Origin of the sequence: Shewanella sp. SW32 (genome assembly GCF_025653365.1) — a bacterium.
GTDB classification, from domain to species: domain Bacteria; phylum Pseudomonadota; class Gammaproteobacteria; order Enterobacterales; family Shewanellaceae; genus Shewanella; species Shewanella oncorhynchi.
Map to the genome: position 1 here is coordinate 1 of NZ_JAKKSJ010000037.1, position 24,703 is coordinate 24,703.

Consider the following 24,703-nt stretch of genomic DNA (forward strand, 5'->3'; position numbering starts at 1 on the left):
AGCAGTGGAAAAAACGATATGGTTATCATCGCCGTTCAATCTCAGAAACCGCCATGTACAGGATAAAACAACTGCTAGGAGGCACGTTGAGCATGCGGAATTATAACGCTCAGGTGGGAGAAGCTTACGCGATGATTAGGGCTTTGAACAAGCTTACTGGGCTAGGTATGCCTGAAACCCACTATGTAGCTTGATATTTGAACAATGATGAGAGTTTTGTTCGCTGACTCGATTTAGGAAACAAAGCCACCCAGCGAGTGGTACCGGTGGCTTTTTATCCATTTCTTACGAATACCTGCTCGAAAAATACACCTCAAAAGACTGTATAGAACGTGAACCATTATTTGATGAAGACGGTAAACCGCTTCTAGACAATCAAGGCCAGCAGCTTGAAAATATACTATTTTCTGGTGATTTAATCGATCAACAAGCACGCCAACACATAGACACCGACATGTTTCACGGCTTTGATTTTGATGCCACCATGCTTCGGGTTGCCGCAATGAACCTAGTGATGCACGGCATTAAACAACCCGACGTGCATTATCAAGACACCCTAAGCCAACGCTTTAGTGAAAACTTCCCACTAGATTCAAAAGAAGGCTTCGATATCATTCTTGCTAATCCGCCATTTAAAGGCAGTTTAGATGAAGAAGACGTTTGCCCTGAGCTGCTGCGAAAAGTTAAAACCAAAAAGACTGAGCTGCTGTTTGTCGCGCTGATTGAGCGCATGCTAAAAATTGGCGGTCAATCGGCCACCATCGTCCCAGACGGTGTGTTATTTGGCTCATCCAATGCCCACCAGCAGTTGCGTCAATTATTAGTCGAAAGCAACCAGCTTGAAGCGGTCATTTCATTACCAAGTGGGGTATTTAAACCTTACGCTGGCGTGTCTACTGCTATCCTTATTTTCACCAAAGGCGGCAGCACTGATTATGTATGGTTTTATGATGTCCAAGCCGATGGTTTCTCACTAGACGATAAACGCACTCCAATAAAAGCTAACGACTTACCGAGCTTAGTCGCTGAATTTAAAGCCCGTGATAAATTAGCCGCTGAAACAGAAGCCAACGATCGCACTCAAAAAGCCTTTTGGGTTAGTAAAGACGATATCGTAACGAACAAATACGACTTATCCATCAATCGCTACAAAGAAGTGGTGCATACTACAGAAGTCTATGACGACCCAAAAGTCATCCTAACCAAGCTTAAAGCACTAGAAAACGACATTCTAAAAGACTTGAATGAGCTGGAGGCAATGCTGTGAGTTGGCCAATGGTAAAATTGGGTGAGTTATTTAAAGTTACTTCAGGTGGAACACCGTCTCGTCAAAAGTCTGAATACTATGATGGAGGGGAAATTCATTGGGTAAAAACAGGTGACTTACACAACAAGTATGTTGAATCAGCTACTGAATTTATTACCCAAGCTGGATTAAAAGGCTCTTCAACCAGATTGTATCCTAAGGGTACAGTATTGGTTGCTATGTATGGAGCAACAATCGGTGCATGCTCAATTTTAAATGTTGAAGCCTGTACTAACCAAGCTTGTGCTGCCTTTGTTCCGAATAAAAATGTTGATATCGATTTTCTTTATTATTTATTAAAATATTGTAAGCCCGATTTCGTGAAAGCTGGTTCAGGTGGAGCGCAACCTAATATTTCATCGACTTTTCTAAAAGATTACAAAATTCCTTTCCCCCCATTAGCCGAGCAAAAACGCATTGCCGCGATTCTAGATAAAGCCGATGCCATCCGCCGCAAACGTAAGCAAGCTATCCAACTTGCCGACGACTTCCTCCGTGCCGTCTTCCTCGATATGTTCGGCGATCCAGTCACCAACCCGAAGGGTTTCCCAATAGGCACTATTCGTGACTTTGTAGATACGGCAAATTATGGTTCTTCCGGTAAAGCGTCTGAAACCGAAGGCGAGTTTCCTATATTGCGAATGGGAAATATTACTTATGAAGGTGGCTGGAACTTTTCTAGCTTAAAATATATCGATTTAAGTGACAAAGATAAACCTAAGTATCTAGCCCAAAAAGGTGACTTATTGTTCAATAGAACAAATAGCAAAGAGCTAGTTGGGAAGACAGCTGTTTTTGAAGAAGACATCCCTATGGCTATTGCTGGTTATCTAGTAAGGGTTCGTCCAAATCAATTAGGTAATAATTATTATCTATCAGGTTATTTAAACTCTGCTCATGGGAAAAAGACATTGGTTGGGATGTGTAAAAGTATTGTAGGTATGGCAAACATTAATGCTCAGGAATTGCAGAATATAGAAATTATGTTACCTCCAAAAAAATTACAAGATGATTTTGAATCAATAGTAAAAATTACTAATCAAAAACTGAAAAGCTTTAATGCAAGTGAAGTTTTATTATCTGATTCATTTAATTCACTAAGCCAAAAAGCTTTCGCTGGCGAGCTATAACCCTATTGTATAAAAATGAAGAACAAGGAGGTCAGTATGTCAGATAGCGCTGTTTTTGAAATTATGGCTCAATTTAAACTAGTGATAACGCATGAATTTACATCAGAGGATTTAGCTGATGCTGAAGGTGATATACCTACCATGCACGAAAATTTTGAGCATGAAGTTCAAGTGGAATTTTCACAGTGGGATGTTGATATACAGCTTGATAATGATGTAAAGATCACCGCAGAACATCAAATTGGCTTCTCAGGTTATTTGAAACGCTGCTATGAATTTAAAGCAGAAGAGTTCGATAATGATGAGCTTATAGATGGTTGTTTTGAAACGCAGTTAAATGATATGAAGCTAGAAGTGATTAACTGTTGCGATATGAGTTTGTATGAAATAACACTTATATCATACAGCTGGGCAGGGGATGAGTTTGTTGAAACCATTTTAAATTAAAGAACGATATAACTGGCTCGCTAATCAGTAAACAAGTAATGATGTTTGAATAATAAAACGGAATTTTAACAGTATGGTTAATCTTACAGAATTTAGACAGAATTTTTTCATACAACAAGAGTATGCATTAATAACAGGGTGTACAATTCAAAGCCTCTTAACTCGAAGTGCTGAATTACATGGTAATACTCGGTTCAATTCTTTCTTGTATAAAACACAATCGACCTCTAATCCAATTAATTGGTTAGATGAAAATCAATGTTTAAACGCCAGTATCAATGGTTTAAGGCAAGCATCACAAGAGATTTCTAGCTTAGAAATATGGCTCGGATTGCCTTATTCAGAGATATTAAGCGCGCTAGCGTATAAACATAATACTTCTAGCCTAGAACAATTATTTAACGGTTCGCATAATGAAGAGTGGGCTAATGTCACCAAAGGTGATGTAAAGTCTTTATTAGAAGAGTTTGATTGGTGGTGTGATTTTTTAAATACTTTAGATATACACGAACACGATTTTGAGTCAGCTCAAGACTTGTTGGTTTTTCTTGAACAACCATTATTTAAACAACTAAAACGCTTAGTTGATATTGTTCAAATTACAACATCTAATTGGGAATTAGACGCCGATGTGTTTGAAAATATTAATCGAGGTCTCAGAAAAAAGAACAAAGATTTTTTGCCAGAATGGCTCATTACGGTTAATGCAAGTGCTCATTACAACGCTAAAAGTCACCGTGAATATAAATCGCTGCACTCCTGGTTTTTTCTCTCAATAATGGCCCATGTGTATGGCTACAACAGCAATTTATGGGCTACAAAGTCTCAATGGGAAAAACTTGGTTATGAATTAAAGCAAGAAGCAAAAATAGCACCTGTATTTCATTACTTTAAAGTAGGGAATGTAGATGAGCTCGGTAGCTTTGACAGTGAGGATAAGCAATTAACTGAAAGTAGTTTTGGTCGAAAAATTTCCATAGTATATAACGCAGATGAAGTTATAGGTTATACCGGTAAAAGTTTTGCTGACGCTAAGGTAAAAGACTTAGCCGTATTAACCCGACGTATTGAAGAGTTATCCATTAATATCGAATATTCAAACGTAGATGGTACTGCTGCTTATCATTATGAGTCGGATCTTATTAAAATGCCTCATAAAGCGTTGTTTAAAGCTAAAGATAGTACTAAAGCTTATTACGCAACCTTACTACATGAGATGGTACATTGGACTGGCCATGCAACACGTTGTAATCGTGAGTTCGGGTGTTTTGGCGACAATAAGTATGCTTTTGAAGAATTAATCGCCGAAATAGGGTCTTCCTTCTTGTGTGCTCGTTTTGGTATTACTAAAAAGGTTAGGGCATCCTCTATTCAATATATTGCACACTGGCTTGAGCAACTAGATGATAAAGAATGGATGAATCATGTAGACAAAAGTGCGACCTTTGCGAACCGAGCCAGTAATTTTATTTATGTTCCTAAAAGAGACGATTAATAGAATTAACCACATATGAAATTATTACTCTCTACCACAAACGCCCTTAATAAATGGTTAAAGGCTGATTTACCGCGCTTACCTGCACAAGAGGGCCAAAGAGTAGGGGTTCATGGGTTAGTGTCAGATGAACAAGTGTTTTGCTGGCAACTGCATATTATCGATAATGCCTATAAATCAGGCTATAAAACCATTATTGCCTGTGAAGCCAACAGCCGTTTTACGATGTTTATTCCTGTAACGGGCATTTTGTCACTTGAAGAACTCACAAAGCGCCTATTAATGGAATGGCAATATGCGCTTGCCGAAACCCTGCAACAACTGCGTGCTATGCCCAATAGCGACACTGCGGTGTTTTTAAGTGATTTGTCTGAAGTTACATTTGAAACTAACAGGGTAAAAAATACCGACATCAGCATTAGCGGTCATATTAGCGATGCCAGTATTTGGATAACCCAAACAATCGCAGAGCAAGGGCTTGATGACCTGCCCAGTGAAATAAATACGGATTTATCGATTCATTTAAATACCCAAATGAAACGTACAAAAAATGAAAGGAAGAAGTTTATGCCGATAGTAAAGGTGATGGATTACTGCCAGGGCATATTGATGGAACCGTAACCATTACCAACAAAGCCTGTTTTAGCGTCAGCGACTAATTACGGCTTCAGAGAGTTCGGCTGAAAGTAGTACTCTTGCTGGTGACAATATAGTGCAATTGAGTGATTACAGAAAGTAATAATAATTACCAATTATTAAGATTGATTACCTAGTTTAATTAGCGTGATTAAACGTGTTTATCGCAAGCAATTGAAATGTAAACATTTAAATGGCTTATAGCTGTTGGCGTGATTGTGGTGCAGTTCTGGCATTAGTCGTCATACATTTATTGAAAAGGTATGAGCAATGTCCAAGCTGTTGTTACTGTTAGCCCTGTTAATTGTGATTTTGATCATCAACGCCATCGCCTTGCTAGTATACCTTGTCAAAGGTGACACCTATGAAGTGCCTGTTAGTAAAAACATAGCAAGCCAGGATACCGAGCTTGACCAGCAAAAACAGTTAAAGGATTAATATGACTAGCTTAGGAATAGTATTAAACAAAGGTAACAAGCCGAATTCCATTAAATGGATATGCTGTGTATTCAGCAGTATTTTTTATGATTATTTAACTTTTCTATCAAAAAAAATTGAGTTCAGCAAAGCTTCATGCTTGAATACAAGCCACTGAAACAAGGATGTTTTTATGCCACTAGATCTCTCTAATACATTAGTCGTTGGTATTTCAGCCACGGCCTTATTCGATATGGCTGAATCTGACCAAATTTTCAGAAAAACCTTTGAATCAGATCCTGATACTGCCATAGAAAAATACCGCGAGTTTATGCTGGCACACGAAGATGAGCCGCTAAAACCTGGGACCGGTTACCCTCTGATCAAAGCTTTACTTGGCCTTAATCAATATCAGCAGGGCAATAGCCCTCTTGTTGAAGTTGTGGTGATGTCACAAAACAGCCCAGATACCGGTCTTCGGGTGCTTAATACTATTCGCCACGACAAGCTCAACATTACCCGTTCAGCCTTTACAGCGGGCGAAACCGTAGCCGATTATCTCGATGCCTTTGATGTGGACCTGTTTCTCACCACCAATGTTAAAGATGCTCAGCAGGTGATTGATTCCAAGAACTGCGCCGCGGCAATATTAAAAGCGCCGCCAACGGATGCACCTGAAATACCCGAGGGTCAAGTCCGCATCGCCTTCGATGGTGATGCCGTATTGTTTTCCGATGAAAGTGAATTGGTTTACAAAACCCAAGGTATGGAAGCCTTTCATGCTCAAGAAGACGCAAAACAAAATATCCCAATGGCAGAGGGACCTTACGCCAGTTTATTGCATAAGTTGTCTCGCTTGCAGGATAGATTACCCATTCGCGTTGAATACTCACCGATCCGCATTGCATTAGTCACTGCTCGTAATAGCCCTTCGGAGATGCGAGTAATTAAAACCTTAAGGCATTGGGGCGTGTATGTTGATGAGGCTTTTTTCTTAGGAGGAGTAGAGAAGACTAAAGTGTTAAAAGCCTTTCGGCCTCACATCTTCTTCGATGATCAGGACGTGCACCTTGATGCTGCTGCTAATTTAGTTCCTTCCGGAAAAGTCCCTTATCTTAGTGATTCAGCATTGTCTGAAAAGTTAGCAAGTGATCTCATGTCAAAACACAGGGAGTAATTAATAATGGTTATGCCACTTGGAAATATGGCTTGGCAGTGTGAGAACTGCGGTTGGAAAAAAGAGCAATACTGTAGATCTGATGTCATCATTGGGCCTCCACAAGAGTGTCCAGAATGTCAACACACAAATTTTAAGTTTATAAAAATGCCTAAGTCAGCATCTATGTTTGAGATTTTAAAAAATCTAGTTAACAAAAAATAAAAATGACACTCTAGCTTAGAGCAAGTTTATACGGTGTTAGATAATATGATTAAACTTGTAGTGTATTACAAGCATATTACTATGGGTGTAAAGCTAAAAATCCTATAGTGTTACGTCAAGGAACATAAAACCCTTGCTTATATGGTTAAAGAAGAATCAATTAATTTAATGAACAAAAAATTTAAATTCCACTCCCTTCAGACTTTCAGTGATAAAGCGTCAGAAGCTAATATTTTTATCCACGGATATAGTGCAGGGCATAATGCTGAAGATCGAGAAAAATTAATTGGCAGTATTCCTGAATCCATTAAAGTGCATACAAATATTTTTGCTTTCTGGCCATCGAGTCATTTTACCAGTATTAATAGTCGCACACGGGAATTGCTTGTTGCTTCGACCCGAATACATTGGTCTGCTTTTCCATTAGTTTGTGTAGCCGATAGAGCGACACATTTTTACAAAATTCGTTCGCGCGCCGAAATAATGGGTGAACAGCTATTAACGCAACTGGAAGACTATTTGTCTAGAAAGCATCCTGAAATTAATACCATTAACTTGATTGGTCATTCTCTAGGTGGCCGTTTGATTATCAGTTGTTTGAGAAAATTAGGTGAAACAGCTGATTGCAAGGTGATAATTAACGATGTGTTACTAATGGCTGCGGCTGTTACTGTTGAACCTAATGAGGCAAAACAGCTTCGAAGCTTGGTAAAGGGGCGAATACTGAATGCATACTCCAAGGCTGATTGGAGCTTGCTGATGAACATAGGGGAGACTTGTTTAGGACGCAATCAGGTTGAGCACTTTGAGAATGTTGAAATTTGTGGGTTTAGCCACTGCGATTACTGGGAGAAGTTGGCCGAAGTATTAATAATTACAGAGTTTAAATTATCTAAAGAAAACCCAAAACCTTATGTAGAGAGGCTTACCTTTACCTCTAATAACCTTTACTACCAACCGACATTGGAACGACATAATATTATGTTTGAACTGAATAGCCCAAGTGATATTTACCAACGTATAAATGATGAACTTAATCGGATCATCGGCTCTATAGATAACAAATCAAATAACGAAGCCCTTGGCCAGGTACAAAATAATGCAAGGGTCTTGCTATTAGAGAACCAAGCACAATTAAGAACACAGCTTGCTACACTGGAGAAAAGTGCTGAATGGAATAATTTTACCATCGCATTTTATGGTGAAACAGGGGCTGGTAAGTCGACCATTATAGAAACGTTGCGTATTCTTTTACAAGAACCAAGTAAACTTGCTAGCCAGCAATTGTTTCGCGAACTGCAGCACAAATATGACCTTAACGAGGAAAGTTGGTATAAATTACAACAAGACGCTAAGCAATCCGATGTTCGGCTCAGTGAATTGGATCAAACCCTGAATACGGCAGTTGAGTTGCATGAACAAAAAAATAATGACGCTGTGAATTCAGTTGAACAGTTAAAAGCACTGATTGAACAGCGCAAGCTAACCGCTACATTTTGGCAGAAAATACTGTATGCCTTTAGAAAGTTTCCTGAAGAAAAACAGTTGATTGAATTAGAACTGCTGTTAACTAGTTTAATTGCCGAGCACAATGATGCGATTACATTGCTCACAGAGCAAAAATTGATTGCCACACAAGCTAAACAAGATTTAGAGTTGAAGCTTAAAGAAGCTGAAACACACACCGAAGAACTGAACATGTTCGCCGATGGGGAAATCATTGGTGATGGCCGCGCTGATTTTACCCGTAAAACCCATCGTTATACATTCGACTTTAACGGTCAGTCCTTTGTTCTGTTGGATGTGCCGGGTATTGAAGGCAATGAAGGGTTAATCAGTGAAGAAATTGAGCATGCTGTACAGACAGCACATGCAGTATTTTATGTTACAAATCAGGCCGCACCTCCTCAAACTGGCGATGAGCAACGTAAAGGCACCCTCGAAAAAATAAAAGAGCATCTTGGTGCGCAAACCGAGGTTTGGACCATTTTTAATAAGAAAATCACCAATCCTAAACATTCGTTGACGGATCGGCCGTTAACATCTGAAGATGAAAATACCAGTTTGGCTGGCCTTAATACGAAAATGCGTGAGCAGCTAGGCAAACATTATCGTGAAGTGTTCTCATTAACAGCTTTACCAGCATTTTTGGCATCAACAAATCATTTTTCTCCCAATACACAAAATGCTAAAAGACGCAATAAATTTCTTGTTGATTTCAGTGCTGAAAATCTGCTCGACAAATCTCGAATGCGAGACTTTATACAACTGCTCAGTGAGCAATTGCTGAGTGGTAGTAAACAGAAAATTACTAAAGCAAACTTTCATAAAGCCAATGATGCGGTCAACCAAACCGTCAATACTCTCACAGATATAAAGTGTAAGTTTGATGAGCTTACTAAATCGCTATGTGTCGATAGTAACAGTGCTAAAGCGCAGTTAACGGGAAGTGTTAGTAGTTTTAAAATACGTTTAGGATCCTGCGGGGACACCTTGATTCAACAGTTTAAGAGCAACGTGCAAAACAAGATGTACGAGATTATTGATAATGATATCGGCAATGATGAATTTAAGCAGAAACTTAAAGGCTATATTGAGAGTGAGCAAGAAAACCTGATTAAACAGTTGCCACAGAAAATGACTGTAGTGATAAAAGGGTTTCAAGAAGACGTTGAAGATATTCTTCAACGTTTTGAAGAGCAAGCAAGGGAACTCTCCGATATCTACAACAAATTTAATAGTATACAGTTAAACGGTAAGTTTGAACTTAAGCTCAATTTAGATAACGGTATTCAAGTTGGAAGTCTGCTTTTAACTTTTGTGGGAGCAATTGCAGCAGTTCTAGGGACTGGTGGCTGGGTACTAGTACTGGGTTTGGCTGGATTGGTTTTCTCTTTTGCAAAATCGATATGGAGTGCTTTTGATTCAGATTATAAAAAAGCTCAACAACGTAAATCCACTGATGAAAATTTGCGCAAAATAACTGCTCAGCTCAGTGAGTCTCTTAAAACTAGCTTAGAGAGTGTGCACAGTGAGATGAAGCCTCAAATAGATTTACTTGAGCAAGCACTTACAGCACCAGCGGAACAAATGAAAACCCTATTGCAGTTATTGAGTCAATCGACTCATCAATTACAAACTCTTTCCACACAAATCGAAAACCTAGGATCTAAATAATGAAAAAGACACTTGAATCTTTTAAAGTTCAGCAGTCGCGTTCGTTAACGCTACTGGAAAAGTTATTACAGTTTCTTAAACAAGGGGAAGAAGTAGGCGTAGTTGTTGACCCTTCCTTAAGCCACAAATTGCAAACTGCAATCGATAGTGTAGCGGGTGAAAAACTTAAAGTAGCCCTAATTGGTGGTTTTTCAGAGGGTAAAACTTCGATTGCTGCCGCTTGGATGGAGAAACTTGATAAGACTAGCATGAAAATAAGTCATCAGGAGTCTTCCAATGAAGTGAAGATTTACGAAGTTGACGAAGAATTTGTATTGATCGACACTCCAGGTCTTTTTGGTTTTAAGGAGCAGGAAAACGCAGATACTCATGCGATTGAAAAATACAAAGACATCACAAAAAAGTATGTCAGTGAGGCTCACATCGTACTATATGTGATGAATTCGACTAATCCAATTAAAGAAAGCCACAAGGATGATTTAGTTTGGTTATTCCGCACATTGGATTTGCTGCCTCGTACTGTTTTTGTGCTTAGTCGGTTCGATGAAGTGGCTGATGTTGAAGATGAGCAAGATTACCTCGATAATTTGAACGTTAAACGTAGCAACGTGTGTGGGCGTTTACGAGAACTGGTAGGTTTGAATGATGAGGAAACGGCTGATCTTTCTATCGTCGCAGTGGCTGCTAATCCATTTGATTTAGGCACCGAGCACTGGTTGGAAAATATTGAACAGTTTAAGAAGCTGTCCCAAATTGCTACTTTGCAAGCTGCTACTTCTCATAAAATTAATCATAATGGCGGTAGCACAGCATTGGTTAATGAGATGCGCTCCAGTGTGATCCGTGATGTCTTAAACAATCAATTACCATTAGCCATAGAGAACGATGAAAAAGTGACACAAGAGGTTAGTAAACTCAGTGAACTTCATGCTCGATTGAAATCTCAGCTTGCTACGACAGATAGAAAAATTGAAGATGTGTGTATCAGTCTACGTGATTTTATTACGCACTATTTTTCTGATTTAATCGTACAGGCTAAGGGATGTAGTCTTGAGTCTTTTAGTGATTTTTTTGAGAACGAAATTGGGGCCGAAGGTATCGTGCTGAATACTCGTATTCAGAATGAATTTAGCAGGCAGACCCAATCAATTAATCTAGATATAAAAAAAATGCAGCTAGGTTTCGATACCGAAGTTAATCACTTTAATAATATAATCAGAGGTTTAGGCAAGCAAGGGGTGAATCACCTTCTAAAAGGCAACCTGATTAACAACACAACGATATTAGCCACTCGTGATGGCATTATCACCGTAGCCAAAACGGTTGGTTTGGATATAGGCAAGTATCTTAAATTCAAACCATGGGGGGCGATGAAATTTGCTAAGGGTGCTAATGGAGCGTTAGCAATTATTGGAATTGCTATCGAAGCTTGGGATAGTTGGGAACAGCAGAAACGCGAAGACAACTTCCGCCAAGCGATTGTTGAAATGGTGGAAAATTTTGAACTACAGCGTAAAGAATTAGTTGAGCTAATCAACGCTGAGCAATTTAAACAACAATTTTTCAGCGATTACCTCGAACTTAAGCATAACTTCGAGTCACTGGAGGCAAGCCTGATAGAGAGTCAAAAGCGTCAGTTAAGTTTTAAAGCATGGCGCGAGACTGCTGAAGTCATTGACGCAGAATTTAGCGAGCTGACAAGTTAATAGAAACTGCTTGTAAATAATATTTTTAAATTAATTATCAGAGTGACTCAATGCTTGGGAAATAGCATTGAATCACTCCTAATATTCGCCATTTTATATTAACTATAGATACCATCTTGAAAAACATCGAGAGTAGTTTGACATCATTTCGTATAATAGCGCCGAATCAGCTTACTTGGCCGAAGTCCTAGGGAAAGTAAAAGAGTTACTTGAAAAGCAATGCTATATAGAGGCTGCGATCTATTTGCAAATCGCCTGTACATACGAAAGTATGTTGTTGATATCGGCTATTAAGTTTGATTACGTAAATCTTGTGATGGCGGGCCTTGCACTGGGAAATAAGGTTGAACAGAGAGCTTGGGGTGGAATAGGATACCCGCTAACTGAAGCTATGATTTTAAATAATGTTGATATTGTCAACCTGCTATTGCTTGTTCCAAATATCAACGTGAATGTGAGGCAGAAATAAATGGGGAGTGAGGAAGTCGAAGGATGTGGGTACATTAAAAATAAGATTGTGCTTAATTAGCTATTTCGATGTTAAAGAGGTTTATTAATACAATGGTTGTTTCTTTTTAAACCAAGTTTAAACGCACTATAAGTTGTTTTATTAGGTAAAATAAATTACTTAAAAATGTGAAATATAACTATATATTGCCGTTCTTTTTTATAGCTAGCCTGATAATTGCATGATACTAATAGGGATTCTGTTCTGGCATAAGTCTTGATATGTAAGCTGGACGTTTTATAGATAAGGAAATTAATTTTATGGGTATTAATGATTTTGTTGCCAAATCCGCGCGGCCATTACCAGTCATTATTCTGGCTGATGTGAGCGGCAGTATGAGCGCTGATGGCAAAATCGAAGCGTTAAACCAAGCTTTAAAAGATATGATTGAGAGTTTCGCGCAAGAAGGCCGAATGAATGCAGAGATTCAGCTTGGTTTGATAACTTTTGGTGAGAGCGTTACACAGCATTTGCCGTTATCGCCAGCGCACAGTATTAAAGCATTTAGCCGTCTTGACGCATCAGGTCGTACCCCAATGGGAGCTGCGTTCGACCTGGTTACTGAGCTTTTGGAAGACAAAGAGCTGATCCCATCACGAGCTTATCGTCCAGTTGTCATTTTGGTTTCTGATGGCCATCCTACTGATGAAATAAGACGACCCTTTGAACGGCTTGTTTCTGGCGAGCGTTCACAAAAAGTAACTCGGCTAGCTTTAGCTATTGGCTCTGATGCTGACCTGAATTTCCTCCAAGAATTTACCAATGACTTAGAAGCGCCATTATTTCAGGCAAACGATGCGCGTGATATTCGCAATTTTTTCCAGGCTGTAACCATGAGTGTGTGCGCTCGTTCGCGAAGTGTGAAGCCTAATGAATCGGTTAAAATTGAGTATCTACCAGGAGACGATGACGATCTGCTTGAACTAGGTTTCTAACTAGTGAAGCTGCGTTTCTATCAGTGTTCTGTGATTGGGCCTGCTCATATCCGTGACAGTTTACCAAACCAAGATTGCCAGTCAGCCAGGTGTTGGAAACAGTGTTGGGCTGCCGTTGTTTGTGATGGTATGGGCTCTCGTCCCAAGTCAGATATTGGGTCACGAGAGGCCGCGAAGGCAGCCATATTAAGCGTTCAAAAGCACGATTTTAATGCTGATGATAGAACCATAGTCCGGGCGCTTTATTTGTGCTGGCTGGCAGAATTAAAAGCTTTGAACGTTGAACCATCAGATGCCGTCACAACGTGCATTTTGGTTTGGGGCATGGCGGACGGACGCTTTCGTTATGCCCATTTAGGCGATGGCATGATTGCTTCGCCCACCTCGGTACTTTCCAACGCTAAGACGACAGGTTTTAGCAATGAAACCACAGGGCTAGGTATCTCCCGGCATTTATCGGATTGGCGTTTTGGTTCTGGTTATCTTCAAGAACACAGAGATAGTCTGTTATTGATGACTGATGGTATTAGTGAAGATTTGTTAGATCCCACAGCATTTAGTCAGTGTTTAACTGATGGACTAGTTAAGAAAAGCCGGAGGCTGGGCAAGCTTTGGCTGAGGCGTCAACTAATAAACTGGCCAACCCCTGGGCATAGTGATGACAAAACAGTGATAGCGGTATGCCTACCGCAAGGATGTATCAATGAGTGAACAACCGGTATTAACAAAGGATAAACCAAAAGCTTTTTCAAAAAGGCGAGTTGTTCAGGACCAATATGGTGCTGATTATGACTGTTTGGAGCTTTTGGGTGAGGGCGGCCAAGGGAAGGTTTGGAAGACAAATCATCAGAACACCTTAGTTAAAACCTTCTATAAGAAAGATAAAGTAAAACAAGAGCAATGGTTCAATCATATCCAGTGGGTTTTGCGCCAGGATCTGGATGGCCTGGCAATCGCGGCGCCCAAGGCATTAATTAATAAACCTGTGCCAGGTTATGTGATGGAGTTGATGGACGGACTCCATTCATTAACTAGTGAAATGGAGCGAAGTTTTGTTGCCTTAGTTGAAGGTAAAGGTCTCCATGGCTTCCTGCAAACAGGTGGCTTAAAAAGACGTTTACAACTTTTGGCCCAACTTGCTGACACTCTCTCTCGACTTCATGCGCGCGGAATGGCGTATGGCGACCTATCACCGAGTAACATTTTTGTCTCTGAAAATGTTAATGATGCGCGGGTATGGCTCATTGATTGCGACAATATTTGTATCAGTGAACGTGCCAGTTCTATGCACCTCTACTCACCAGGTTTTGGCGCGCCAGAGGTCGTAAGGGGCGAATCAGGTGTGAATAGTCTTACCGATGCTTGGTCTTTTGCGGTGATTGCCTATCAATTGCTGACTATGCAACATCCGTTGATAGGGATGTTGGTAGAGGATGGAGAGCCTGATTTACAGGAACAAGCTTATCGTGGCGAATTGCCGTGGGTTGGTGATAGTTCTGATGATTGTAACGCATCCAGCGGTGGGATCCCGCTGGGGATGGTTGCAACGAAAAAATTACAGACTTTATTCCAGCGATGTTTTGAGCAAGGTAAAAATTGTTCATGGGAACGTCCAACCATCACTGAGTGGCGCAGCACCGTTGATGAAGCAATATCGCTGTTATTAAACTGCCATAACCCAAAATGCCGCAGTACTTTTAACCGAAATAGTGCTTGTCCATTTTGTAAAAACGAAGCAAACCCGACGGACTCCGTGTTGTTGACCGCGCTTTTATACACTACAGATCCTAATCTTGAACAAAAATTATTGAAAACTGGTTTCGGTCAAATTGTGAATTTAGGTGAGGTAATGACATTGAAACGAGTACCTGCGGGTACACAGTTATATCAAGAATCAAGTGAGGTATGTCAGATCCGTTTTAATGAAAATGGCTTGGCGTTAAAAGTTGTTCCGGGCAACAAGATAATTTTGTTAGCGGATGGTAAAGAACAGGAAATTACAAGGGGTGTATTGCTGGCTCCTGAAATCAAACGCGGAAAAACCTACTTTGTACATTTGACACCTCCAATGCCTTCGGATGATGTCACGACTCACCCTGTTTGGGCATTTCGTTGGTAAGGGGCTGATATGAGGTTAAAGGACTTTCGCTATTTCGACAAAAAACTCCATTGCGTCAACTTTATTGACAGTAATGCCACTACGTTAAACTGGGAAGTAGGGCATGCAATTCAAGTTGTAAACGACAGTGGTAACTTAGTTGTTGCTCAGCATGGTCAGGTTGCACTGGTAAATCCAAAAGATTTGAAAACTGCCGATTTGGCGTCTGCTCAACCAGGGTTGTGGCGTCTGGCGCAAAAAGGCTTGGACCATCTACATCTTGAATATCTTGGCTTTTCAACCAGACTGCCGTTAGATCTAAAAATTGCTGTCGATTCATATATATCGACGCAACTTCATCAGGACCAATTGATAACCAGTAATAGCATCATCGAGGCAACGGCTTGGCTTAAGCACTCATTTGTCATTGAACTGGAAGAGCCATTATTAATTGCTCAATATTACAGGCAACAATCTCATTTAGATTTTAAGGTCATCGGTAAAGATCATGCATTGTCTGTTGTAAATGACCAGGGTGTTTGGAAAGCGAAGAGGCTGACTAAATTACGTCGAGACACTTATGATTTTATAGCAATTGTCGGCAACGTGGATTTTGTTGATGGTACCTCGGCTGCACTATTAAAAACGGGTGCAATAGACTTATTAGAACAACATATTAACGATACCGGGAGCTACCTAAGTCTTTGGGAGTCATACAGCCAGCTTCAGTGGGAGCAGGCGACAAGAACTGCCAAAACGTTGGGCTATGTTAATTACTCCGAACCTAAGCATACTGGTGGTGAAACGCCCCGATTTAGGTTGCACTTGAGTCATGGTCAATCAGCTGCTTTTGCAGAAAGAATAAATAATCTGCAAAAGAGCGATGATCTGAGTATTCAAGATCTGACCTTTGAAATTTCCGAGGAAGTTCCTGAGTGGCTTTCAGATATATCAGGCTCGTTTAAAAAGTCACCAGATGGGCGTCGGCCGCTGTTAGCAAGTAATCTTAAGTTTTTTCCTACCTATATTGAAGTTGATTTAAGTCAGCCTGTTCCACCACGCAAAGGCGTTATGTTTCTTTCTATTCAAGGGGATAAAACTGCAAACGATCGACGGGAACGAGCTTATACCGCGATAAAAACGCACCACAATCCAATGCCGCAACTACGGATGATTTTTGAGGGCTTAGAGCCACCTGTTGAACGAAAATCAAAATTAAGGGCAATTTCGCCAAAAGCAAAACAACGCTTTAAAGGTGAGCCGACGATTCGTCAGAAAAAGGCATTGGAGATTGCGCTTAACACGCCTGATGTCGCATTGATTATTGGCCCCCCTGGTACCGGTAAAACGCAGGTGATTGCGGCGCTTCAACAACGTATCGCTGAAGAGTTTTCTCCCGGAGAATCATTGAGTCATCAGGTGTTGCTGACAAGTTTTCAGCATGATGCCGTTGATAATGTTATTGAACGTTCTGGGGTATTTGGGCTGCCAGCTATTAAGGTTGGCGGCAGACGGTTTGGTAATGATAGTTCTGAAATAATGGTGACAAAGTGGCGCTTGAATAAATTACTTGAGCTAAAGCCTGGGCTTGAATTGGAAATGCGCTCCTGGCCAGTGTTTGCCCAATTTGAAAAAATCAAAAAAGCGATGCTGCAGTTAAGAATTGCAAGGGAGCCTAGTGTCAGAAAAGTGATTTCAAATGAAATTCAAGAACTGCTGAACGAGTTTTCTCAGCTACATGGTATGCATTTGTCTCATGAGATGAACGATTTTTGGCTGACCACATATGACAACCTTAATAAAAATTCGTCGTTAACTTTATCAAATAGTGTTCGCCGACAGTTACTGCAAAAAGTTCGTGGAATTCGTACTGAGCTTGTGGCTTTTAATGACGACGGTTTTGAACGATTACAAGATTTTTTAAGCTTTTGCAAAAGTATAGCTGACTTGAACACCGCTCCCTTGGTCAGTCAATTTAAGCAACTTTTTACAGCATTGAATGATTTAAAAGTGCCATCAGAAAGTCAGCTTCAGCAGCTAAGCGAGCTAAAACACCAAATGATAGATTTGGTGCGTCCTGACTACAGACCTTTCTTACTCCGCTCCTACACATCAGAAACAGATTGCAACACATTAGACATGCTGGAGCGAGAGTTATACCAATCAATTGCAAACTCAAGAACCCTGGGGCCACTCCTGGCTCGGTATGATTATGTCAAAGCTTTGGAGGAGCGGGCGTTGGATGTTGAGGATAGTATTAAAGATTACGTAACGGTAATAGGCGCTACTTGTCAGCAATCTGACAGCGATCACATGGCAAGCATCAAGGAGAACTCTGAGCGTCTTGGCATTTCATTTAATACAGTGATTGTCGATGAGGCAGCCAGAGCTGCGCCACTGGACCTGATGATCCCCATGTCAATGGCAAAGTTTCGTATTGTGTTGGTCGGCGATCATCTCCAACTTCCTCACATGCTAGAACCTAGGGTGGAAAAAGAACTTCAAGAACAGCAAGAGCTTGATCTGGTAAAGAGCGAGCTTTTGCGCATGAGTTTATTTGAATATTTGCACCGAAAATTTAAAACGATGCACGAAAAAGGCGGGCCGGAACGCGTCGTGATGCTCGACACTCAGTTCCGGATGCATCCTGAGCTTGGTAGCTTTGTCAGTCAAGAATTTTATGAGCGGCAAGGCTTCGAACCAATCAAGTCTGGTTTAGAGGCAGGAGATTTCGAGCACCAGATAGATGGCTATAAAGGTTTCCACTCAGCATGGATTGATGTTCCAAAAAGTCAAGGGCTTGAGAAACGCAATAATGCTAGCCGACTGAGAATAGCTGAAGCGAAACGGTGTGCCGCTGAGGCTTTTAAAATCCTTAGTGATCACCCTGATTTGAGTGTTGGTGTAATCACATTCTATAGCGCTCAACGCGATGCAATTTATCAGGAACTAGAAGCCTTTGGTTGTGCAATACACTCAGATGATGGCTGGCAAATAGCTGGAGAATTTCGTTTAACCAAAACCGGGGACGAACGTCTTCGAGTTGGCTCTGTCGATGCTTTCCAAGGCAAGGAGTTTGACGTTGTCATTCTCTCCGTTGTTAGAACCTGGGATTCTGAAATCGAAATGACTGAAGAAGAGTTAAATAAAAAACTCGGTTTTTTGCGGCTAGCAAATCGTATTAACGTTGCAATGAGTCGCCAGAAAAGATTGCTTATTGTGGTGGGAGACAAAGAGCTGGGGACCATAAACAGCGGGAATCTTGAGGATGGAATGCCTTTGCTTCCCGGTTTGCCGGCATTTTATAAACTTTGTGAGGGACCACATGGCAAAGTTTTCTGATGAATTTATCTGTTTCGTCAAACAAGCGCCTGTCAATGATCGGCGTGCAGTTAGACCAGTACTTTTACCAATTTATGTATGGCAGGTGTATGGGCCAGATTTAAAAACAAAACGCGCCAACGTTTTTGAAAAGGCTTTGTTATCACAACTGTCTATGGGCAGAGGAAAGGGTATCGATTCCCAGCGGGTCGAGGAGCTTGCAAGGTGGCATGGTTTAGAGCCTGAGCTCGTCAGTTTTATCATTAATCAACAGTTGATACCCAAAGGCTGGATTGCTCGAAAGACGGGAACTCTCACCAAAGACGGCATTGATATGCTAAACAATGATGTTTCCGGTGCTAGCAGCTTAAAAACCGGTTACGTTTTTCAGGATGCCATTAAAGGGAGCTTTTTACCAAGGTACAGTAATGCGCTTGATATGATTGAGCCTGTTTCAGATTCAAATACTCAGCTTGAGTTTTCGATGTCTAAATCTTCAACTAGATTATGGCAGCCGATGATACTGCCAGACCGAGTCAGGCCATTTGAACCAAATCGTGAAACGCTTAAAAGTATCATGTCCTCAACCCAAGCTGCACAGCGTAACGCGCGTTCAATGGGTTCAAAAGAGGAATTTGAGTCCATTTATCAGATGGACGTTTTGAAGCTGTCAGATAAAGAACCCTTTGCAGCATTCTTATGGGGTTGGGTTTATTCAGATGTCGGATTGGAAGAGCTTTGGGGGGTATCGGATCCTTTTGGTCTTCATCATGATGTGCTTTGGATGCGAGAAAAAATTCGTGATTTATGTTTATCTGTGCCAAAACTTTCTAAAGAAGTTGCGAGCCTGATTGGTGGCAAAACTGAAGGCGAGTTCTCTTCGCTAGAGGATGCAGCAGCCGCTCGTGAGGAGCAGGTAAAATTAGAAGTTTTAGCGGAGTTTCATAAAGCAGATTTAGTTGATGGTTTGGTTGGCTTACTGAACGGTTGGACAAGCCGGAAACTGGATGTTGAAACCTCAGAATCTGAAGACAGATACCATGATTATCGTGATCTGATTACTCAAAGTTCAGGGGTTATCGAGCATTGTCTTCGTTATTGTTTGCAAAAATTCCCGCTAAAAAACCTTTATATATTTCCTAGAACTATTGAAAAATCAGATATTGAAAAGCTTTTTTGGGCAACCTCGCCCTTTTTGACAAAAGCTCAGGTGCATGAGGCTATTCAGGTCAAACCGACAAGCCTTTTCAGTACCGCACGGAATAAACAAGGCTCATTCCGTTTATGTATGGCGGTATGTTTAATGTCGATGCCCGACTACCCGAATCACCCGCTTAGACACTTCGTTATCAATGAATCACATTTTCTGGCTGCCTACCAGTTATCACATTGGCGCGACAGTGCAGCACATGTGGATAGCAGCGCTGATAATTCCAAAAAGAAAGCATTGGAAGCGGCAGCAATAACTACCTATTTTTTAAATATATTTTTCGAAGGATTGGAACGTGGTTAAACGTAACAAACAAGCTGGTATTCCGGCATCATATATGACACCGAAATCATCAAAAACTGCGATTGCAGATAAGGTTGAAGCTGTTACCGGTGAGAGGCCGGACAATTCAGTTTTAAGTGTGTTAGAAAAAGATCAAACTGAAAAATTAAACCAACTAGTGGATCAACTCACTGAATCAAAAAAACAGTATGAAGCTGAACTTCAAGCGATTACTGAAGCCCGAGCTCAGGCCGATATCCTTAAAGCTTCCCTAGAGGCTGAAAAATTAAAATTATCGGCTTTAATTTCTGAACACGATAAAAGTAGTAAAGAGACCCAAGAGATTCGGACAGCTTTGTTAATAATGGAAAAAGATGTTCTTAGAAAAGCGGAAGAACTGTTAGCCCGAGAAGCTGAAGCCGAAGCTGGCTTTATTACTCAACATAGTCAATCCCTTGCGATGTTGACAGCAGAATTGGCAAAAGCTCGTGCCGAGCACATGCAGTCGTTGGCAAAAAGTCAGAACGAATTTTTGCAAGCCGCGAATGTGGAAGAAGAGCAGATCAGATCGCTTTCTGCGGATTTTTTGGCAGCATCCAAGGAAATTCAGCAGAGCAAATTTGAACTAGAGAAAGCTAAAGCAGACTTGGTAGCGCGTAAAGCAGAACTATCTTCGAAAGAGACGCTTCTTGAAACAACAGTTCAAACAAGGAAAGCTCAGCTTGAACAGGAATTTAGTCAGCAGAACGCAATATTAGAATCTGAAATTGAACGATTAAAAAGTTACCGAAAACGTGACGAAATTAATGTGCTCGATTTGAAGACACGATTAATGGATTTCTCTGAGTTGGAGAGAGCGCTCAAGCAAAAAGGTATGGAGTCAGCTGAGGAGCTTTTACTCCATGTAGAAAAAATTGAATCGGCAATGAGAGAGTACCGGCAAAAACTTTCTGGACGTCCTGTTGAAGATTTAGAGGATGAAGTTGAGCATCTAAGAGATTTAAATCGTTCGTTTGAAGAGCAACTTCGAGACCTAAAGCAAGAGCTAAACGAGGCTAATGCAGAGCGTCATCAAAGAGCCATTGGTATAATGGAACGCGAAAATTTGATGATGAAAAATCGCGTTCTGAAGCAACATAACGATGCAATTTCACTTGCGACAGAGCAATTAAAGCAAGAAATTGATGAGTTAAAAGATCGTCAACAAGGGCAGGCTGTCTTCCCCGCGTTAACTCGGATGGACACGATATATAACGAAAGCCCGTCAACTCAACCTGTTGGATCACTAACTGAATTTGTTGACGAGCTTCAGTTAAGAATTTTTCAAAGTGATCGTAATAACCCCCTGTATTTTGATAAAGAGACACTGCAGTTATTCTTGGGTGGCTTGGCGATGAGCCAGTTGCATATTTTTCAAGGGATTTCCGGTACTGGAAAAACCACCTTAGCGAAAGCATTCGCAAATGCGGTTGGCGGACATTGTACCGTGGTGCCTGTTCAGGCTGGTTGGCGTGATCGGGATGATCTTGTTGGCCACTACAATGCCTTTGAAAAACGATATTACGAAAAAGAGTGTTTACAGGCTCTTTACCGTGCCCAGACGCCAACATACCAAGACCGTTTTAATATCATTCTCCTTGACGAAATGAACCTTTCGCGGCCAGAACAATATTTTGCTGAGTTTCTTTCAGCGCTGGAATTATCTGGTGAGGATAGACAAGTTGTATTGATGGAAGATTCCCCTGCAAAAACACCTCGGTATTTAAGAGAGGGCCGCAAGATACCTGTCGCAGATAATGTGTGGTTCATCGGTACCGCCAACCATGATGAAACTACGTTTGAGTTTGCGGATAAAACCCAAGACAGAAGCTTTGTTTTGGAGTTAGGCCGAAATGGTATTCAGCAGTTGCCAAGCACATTAAAGAGATCTGTCATTTATAGCTTTTCATCACTTCAAACTTGCTTTCAAAATGCCATCAGCGAATATCGTACAGATGTTGATATGATATTCAATACGCTTTACGCGCATGACGTTACTAATGTTTTGGCTAAACGGTTTGGGATTGGCTGGGGTAATCGATTAGAGCGGCAGGCCAGAAAATTTTTACCGGTAGTTGTTGCATCTGGTGGCTCGATGAGTGATGCCTTAGATCATCTTTTATCAGTAAGACTTTTCCGGAACGGCAAGGTCACAGGGCGCTATGACACAAAGCCAGAACATTTATCGGAATTGCAAAAACAGTTAAGCGATGTGTGGCATAAATTATTTAAAGCAGACATTGCTATTAGGTGCGAAGAACGAATTGAGCATGAATTAGAGCGAAAGGAAATTGCTTGATGCTGCGCCTTCTTGATTGTGTTACAGGTGATATTTTTGAATGTAATACCTCTGTGCCAATAGATTCGGGACGCTTTGCGCTCCTTGAAAAAGCCTCTTTGGGAGCCCTTGGTGTATGGCCTGAAGGTACACTTTTATTTGACGACGGAAGAGGGCAAATAGTAGTTAGCAATATTTTACTTCGGTTTAATACGGTAAAAACTGACAGCATGCTTTTAGCAAAAAGACAGTTAGCTTTTGATGCACTTGAGAACATTAAATTAAGTTTCGATAAGCTTGATACTGACCATCTGGTATCGCCGGTTATACCAGCTGAAATAGCAAAAAGCTTGGAGCCAACTGAGCTACAGATAGCATTGAACAGAGTGCTTAGTTTGGGACATTTACAGGCTATTGCTAAGGCCCCGCGTATTACTATGCGCTATGATGAAGAGCTTTTACCTGTATCCAGGGTAAAGCGCACGGCAAATAATTATCAGCGGCATTTAGCCGCCCACTCCGAATGTTGGCAACAACGAACGTTTATAGGGATTGTACCAAGTAAGCTTAGAGCAAAGATTAGTGAGGATGAAGTTCATATCTATGAGAATCGTGTATTTGCCAGACTGCTCGATCATCTGGAACGATTTCTAAGAACTCTTATTGCTCAGGTTAAGCAACTGAATGAAGCCATGCGTCAGGGATTAGACCTAGAGGGCAGTTCATCTCTCCATCGCAGTCTAAGGCATTCTGTTTGTGAAACGTGGGGGGAGTCTTTTAAGGATAACGAAGCTGAGCAATTAAAACAGTACTCGGAACATCAATTAATCAGTTTGGAAGAACAATTAAGAAAAATTCTTCAGTTAAAGCAAACCGAAACATATCGCTGTATTCCAAGGGATGCGGCAGTTTCTTTAGTGTTAAAAAATACCAATATTTTACACAACGACCCGCACTATATCCAAGTTCGTCAGCTGTGGGAATTGTGGGTAAAAGAAATAGAGTTTGTTTCTAGGAATTACCAACAAATCTTTAAAAAGGCGCAATTCCATGTTGAATGCTATCGAGATTTCATTGGTTTGCTTCTTCTTCGTTCGCATAAAAAATTGGGATGGACGATTTCTAATCGGTCAAAAAAGAACTGGGTGTTAACTCATCCTTGTGGCATTGAAGGGCAACTTTATTTTCGGGATGGTAATTGGCATTTATTATGTAAAAACGCCGGTTTTGACAAAAAAGTCTTGTTTGTACCTTTGATTAACGCTTCTCAGGACATTGAAGCTGTTTGTGGACGCATTTTGTGCTGTTTGAATTGGAAAGGAGATGCAGAGGGTATTATCAATTGTTCTCCAGAAGATCTGTTTTCTGAAGAGTTGATGATTGTGATTATCCAGAGATGGTGGAGTAACATTTTTGCATCAGAGTATGGAGAGGTAGTTTCAAACCTACCCCAAACGATTCTAGAACAGTGGCCAAAATTGCACGCTTCCGGAGTTTTTTATGCCCAGACCAATGAGGGTTTCAATATTTATGCTTGGATTGATAATTTTCAATTGGCGCCAACAAATAAAGATGCTGTTCTCAGGCGATACTTTGCAGCAGAAGCTTTGAAGTTTTGTCCATGCTGTGGAGTTAAAACGATAGGATCAAATTTGGTCCCTAGAAGCGGAAAAGGATTTAAAGCTAGTTGTGAATTATGTTCGGCAACTTGGCAAATTCGTTCTAATGGCTCTTTATGGGTCTTTGAGATCGGTAGTAATATCAAAGTGGAGAAAGCAGGTCGATGGCAACAGACAATTAACTTATTTTTCTAAAGTGGTGTCCACTACTGTCTGGAGATCTCTTGAAAGTGATTTTTAGACAGCATGGCAAGATGTTATTATTTATTTGCTTCGCCAAAAGAAACCATAATCTCAAGCCAAGCAAGGCTTATGCTAACTGATGTAGGCAGGGTTAGGCTATTAGTCTATTTGTATTAGTTCAGACGAGATCTGACACATCATATGAAAAGATTAGAGTGCTTACCAAAAAATAAGACTCATCACATAATTCTTTTTTTTATATACTTTCACTTCCAAACATTTGGTAAAACAAAAACTTTATACACTTTTCGGATAATTCCTTTGATAGTTTCAAGCAGAGTTGAATTTTAAGCTGCTGTTGTGTGCCAACTATGGTGGGGGTCAACAAAGAAATAGTCAAAAGCATCTTGTGCCAACAGGTTTGGCACAAGATGGGCACAAATTTAGAAAAACGGCGAATTTTGGGGGAACAGCGGTAAATGTGAGCTAAGCAATGGAGGTATATTCAGTCAGAACAGACGCGCAGGGTGTGTTT

The 24,703-nt window shown here is 40.7% G+C and carries 17 protein-coding genes and 1 pseudogene; all 18 read left to right on the forward strand.

Annotated elements, in window-relative coordinates:
* A pseudogene (locus tag L5M28_RS18960) lies at positions 1–194 on the forward strand (IS5/IS1182 family transposase); the annotation flags it as partial.
* A 101-nt stretch (positions 195–295) separates the two neighbouring features.
* Positions 296–1,267 (forward strand): class I SAM-dependent DNA methyltransferase, encoded by a 972-nt coding sequence (locus L5M28_RS18965; protein WP_411569186.1) that lies wholly within the window; start codon positions 296–298, stop codon positions 1,265–1,267.
* Positions 1,264–2,436: a restriction endonuclease subunit S gene (locus tag L5M28_RS18970; protein ID WP_263204175.1), complete on the forward strand. Its 1,173-nt coding sequence runs from the start codon at positions 1,264–1,266 to the stop codon at positions 2,434–2,436. Before L5M28_RS18965 ends, L5M28_RS18970 begins: the two co-directional genes overlap by 4 nt.
* Before the next feature lie 36 nt (positions 2,437–2,472).
* On the forward strand, positions 2,473–2,883 hold the full coding sequence (locus L5M28_RS18975; protein WP_263204176.1) for a hypothetical protein: 411 nt from the start codon (positions 2,473–2,475) through the stop codon (positions 2,881–2,883).
* Positions 2,884–2,956: 73 nt separating this feature from the next.
* The gene (locus L5M28_RS18980) at positions 2,957–4,378 is read left to right on the forward strand and encodes a zincin-like metallopeptidase domain-containing protein (protein WP_263204177.1); all 1,422 of its coding nucleotides are present in this window, start codon (positions 2,957–2,959) and stop codon (positions 4,376–4,378) included.
* A 15-nt stretch (positions 4,379–4,393) separates the two neighbouring features.
* Positions 4,394–4,999: an amino acid adenylation gene (locus L5M28_RS18985; protein WP_263204178.1), complete on the forward strand. Its 606-nt coding sequence runs from the start codon at positions 4,394–4,396 to the stop codon at positions 4,997–4,999.
* Between the two features lie 285 nt (positions 5,000–5,284).
* Positions 5,285–5,452 (forward strand): hypothetical protein, encoded by a 168-nt coding sequence (locus L5M28_RS18990; RefSeq protein WP_263204179.1) that lies wholly within the window; start codon positions 5,285–5,287, stop codon positions 5,450–5,452.
* A gap of 172 nt (positions 5,453–5,624) precedes the next feature.
* Positions 5,625–6,608: a 5'-nucleotidase gene (locus tag L5M28_RS18995; protein ID WP_263166151.1), complete on the forward strand. Its 984-nt coding sequence runs from the start codon at positions 5,625–5,627 to the stop codon at positions 6,606–6,608.
* 345 nt (positions 6,609–6,953) lie between these two features.
* The gene (locus L5M28_RS19000; protein ID WP_263204180.1) at positions 6,954–9,989 is read left to right on the forward strand and encodes a DUF726 domain-containing protein; all 3,036 of its coding nucleotides are present in this window, start codon (positions 6,954–6,956) and stop codon (positions 9,987–9,989) included.
* Positions 9,989–11,695 (forward strand): LeoA/HP0731 family dynamin-like GTPase, encoded by a 1,707-nt coding sequence (locus tag L5M28_RS19005; RefSeq protein ID WP_263204181.1) that lies wholly within the window; start codon positions 9,989–9,991, stop codon positions 11,693–11,695. The genes L5M28_RS19000 and L5M28_RS19005 overlap by 1 nt, the downstream gene beginning before the upstream one ends.
* A gap of 175 nt (positions 11,696–11,870) precedes the next feature.
* The gene (locus L5M28_RS19010) at positions 11,871–12,164 is read left to right on the forward strand and encodes a hypothetical protein (RefSeq protein WP_263204182.1); all 294 of its coding nucleotides are present in this window, start codon (positions 11,871–11,873) and stop codon (positions 12,162–12,164) included.
* A 299-nt stretch (positions 12,165–12,463) separates the two neighbouring features.
* Positions 12,464–13,138 carry a vWA domain-containing protein gene (locus tag L5M28_RS19015; protein WP_263204183.1) on the forward strand — a complete coding sequence of 225 codons (675 nt, stop codon included), beginning with the start codon at positions 12,464–12,466 and terminating at the stop codon, positions 13,136–13,138.
* Positions 13,139–13,168: 30 nt separating this feature from the next.
* Complete coding sequence (locus L5M28_RS19020; RefSeq protein WP_263204195.1) at positions 13,169–13,849, forward strand: PP2C family serine/threonine-protein phosphatase; 681 nt, start codon at positions 13,169–13,171, stop codon at positions 13,847–13,849.
* Positions 13,842–15,257, forward strand: coding sequence for a serine/threonine protein kinase (locus L5M28_RS19025; protein WP_263204184.1), 1,416 nt, complete (start codon positions 13,842–13,844; stop codon positions 15,255–15,257). Before L5M28_RS19020 ends, L5M28_RS19025 begins: the two co-directional genes overlap by 8 nt.
* Positions 15,258–15,266: 9 nt before the next feature.
* A complete protein-coding gene (locus L5M28_RS19030; RefSeq protein WP_263204185.1) occupies positions 15,267–18,578 on the forward strand; it encodes a DEAD/DEAH box helicase in 3,312 nt (1,103 codons plus the stop codon).
* Positions 18,562–20,070, forward strand: coding sequence for a hypothetical protein (locus L5M28_RS19035; protein WP_263204186.1), 1,509 nt, complete (start codon positions 18,562–18,564; stop codon positions 20,068–20,070). Before L5M28_RS19030 ends, L5M28_RS19035 begins: the two co-directional genes overlap by 17 nt.
* Entirely contained in the window at positions 20,063–22,387 is a 2,325-nt protein-coding gene (locus L5M28_RS19040; RefSeq protein ID WP_263204187.1) for an AAA family ATPase, read from the forward strand. Before L5M28_RS19035 ends, L5M28_RS19040 begins: the two co-directional genes overlap by 8 nt.
* Entirely contained in the window at positions 22,387–24,180 is a 1,794-nt protein-coding gene (locus L5M28_RS19045) for a hypothetical protein (protein WP_263204188.1), read from the forward strand. The genes L5M28_RS19040 and L5M28_RS19045 overlap by 1 nt, the downstream gene beginning before the upstream one ends.
* Positions 24,181–24,703: the final 523 nt, after the last annotated feature.

Bases quoted from the DNA above. Each gene is read 5' to 3' on its own strand.
- L5M28_RS18975 (WP_263204176.1), top strand. From the start codon at position 2,473: ATGTCAGATAGCGCTGTTTTTGAAATTATGGCTCAATTTAAACTAGTG.
- L5M28_RS18980 (WP_263204177.1), top strand. From the start codon at position 2,957: ATGGTTAATCTTACAGAATTTAGACAGAATTTTTTCATACAACAAGAG.
- L5M28_RS18985 (WP_263204178.1), top strand. From the start codon at position 4,394: ATGAAATTATTACTCTCTACCACAAACGCCCTTAATAAATGGTTAAAG.
- L5M28_RS18990 (WP_263204179.1), top strand. From the start codon at position 5,285: ATGTCCAAGCTGTTGTTACTGTTAGCCCTGTTAATTGTGATTTTGATC.
- L5M28_RS18995 (WP_263166151.1), top strand. From the start codon at position 5,625: ATGCCACTAGATCTCTCTAATACATTAGTCGTTGGTATTTCAGCCACG.
- L5M28_RS19000 (WP_263204180.1), top strand. From the start codon at position 6,954: ATGGTTAAAGAAGAATCAATTAATTTAATGAACAAAAAATTTAAATTC.
- L5M28_RS19005 (WP_263204181.1), top strand. From the start codon at position 9,989: ATGAAAAAGACACTTGAATCTTTTAAAGTTCAGCAGTCGCGTTCGTTA.
- L5M28_RS19015 (WP_263204183.1), top strand. From the start codon at position 12,464: ATGGGTATTAATGATTTTGTTGCCAAATCCGCGCGGCCATTACCAGTC.
- L5M28_RS19025 (WP_263204184.1), top strand. From the start codon at position 13,842: ATGAGTGAACAACCGGTATTAACAAAGGATAAACCAAAAGCTTTTTCA.
- L5M28_RS19030 (WP_263204185.1), top strand. From the start codon at position 15,267: ATGAGGTTAAAGGACTTTCGCTATTTCGACAAAAAACTCCATTGCGTC.
- L5M28_RS19035 (WP_263204186.1), top strand. From the start codon at position 18,562: ATGGCAAAGTTTTCTGATGAATTTATCTGTTTCGTCAAACAAGCGCCT.
- L5M28_RS19045 (WP_263204188.1), top strand. From the start codon at position 22,387: ATGCTGCGCCTTCTTGATTGTGTTACAGGTGATATTTTTGAATGTAAT.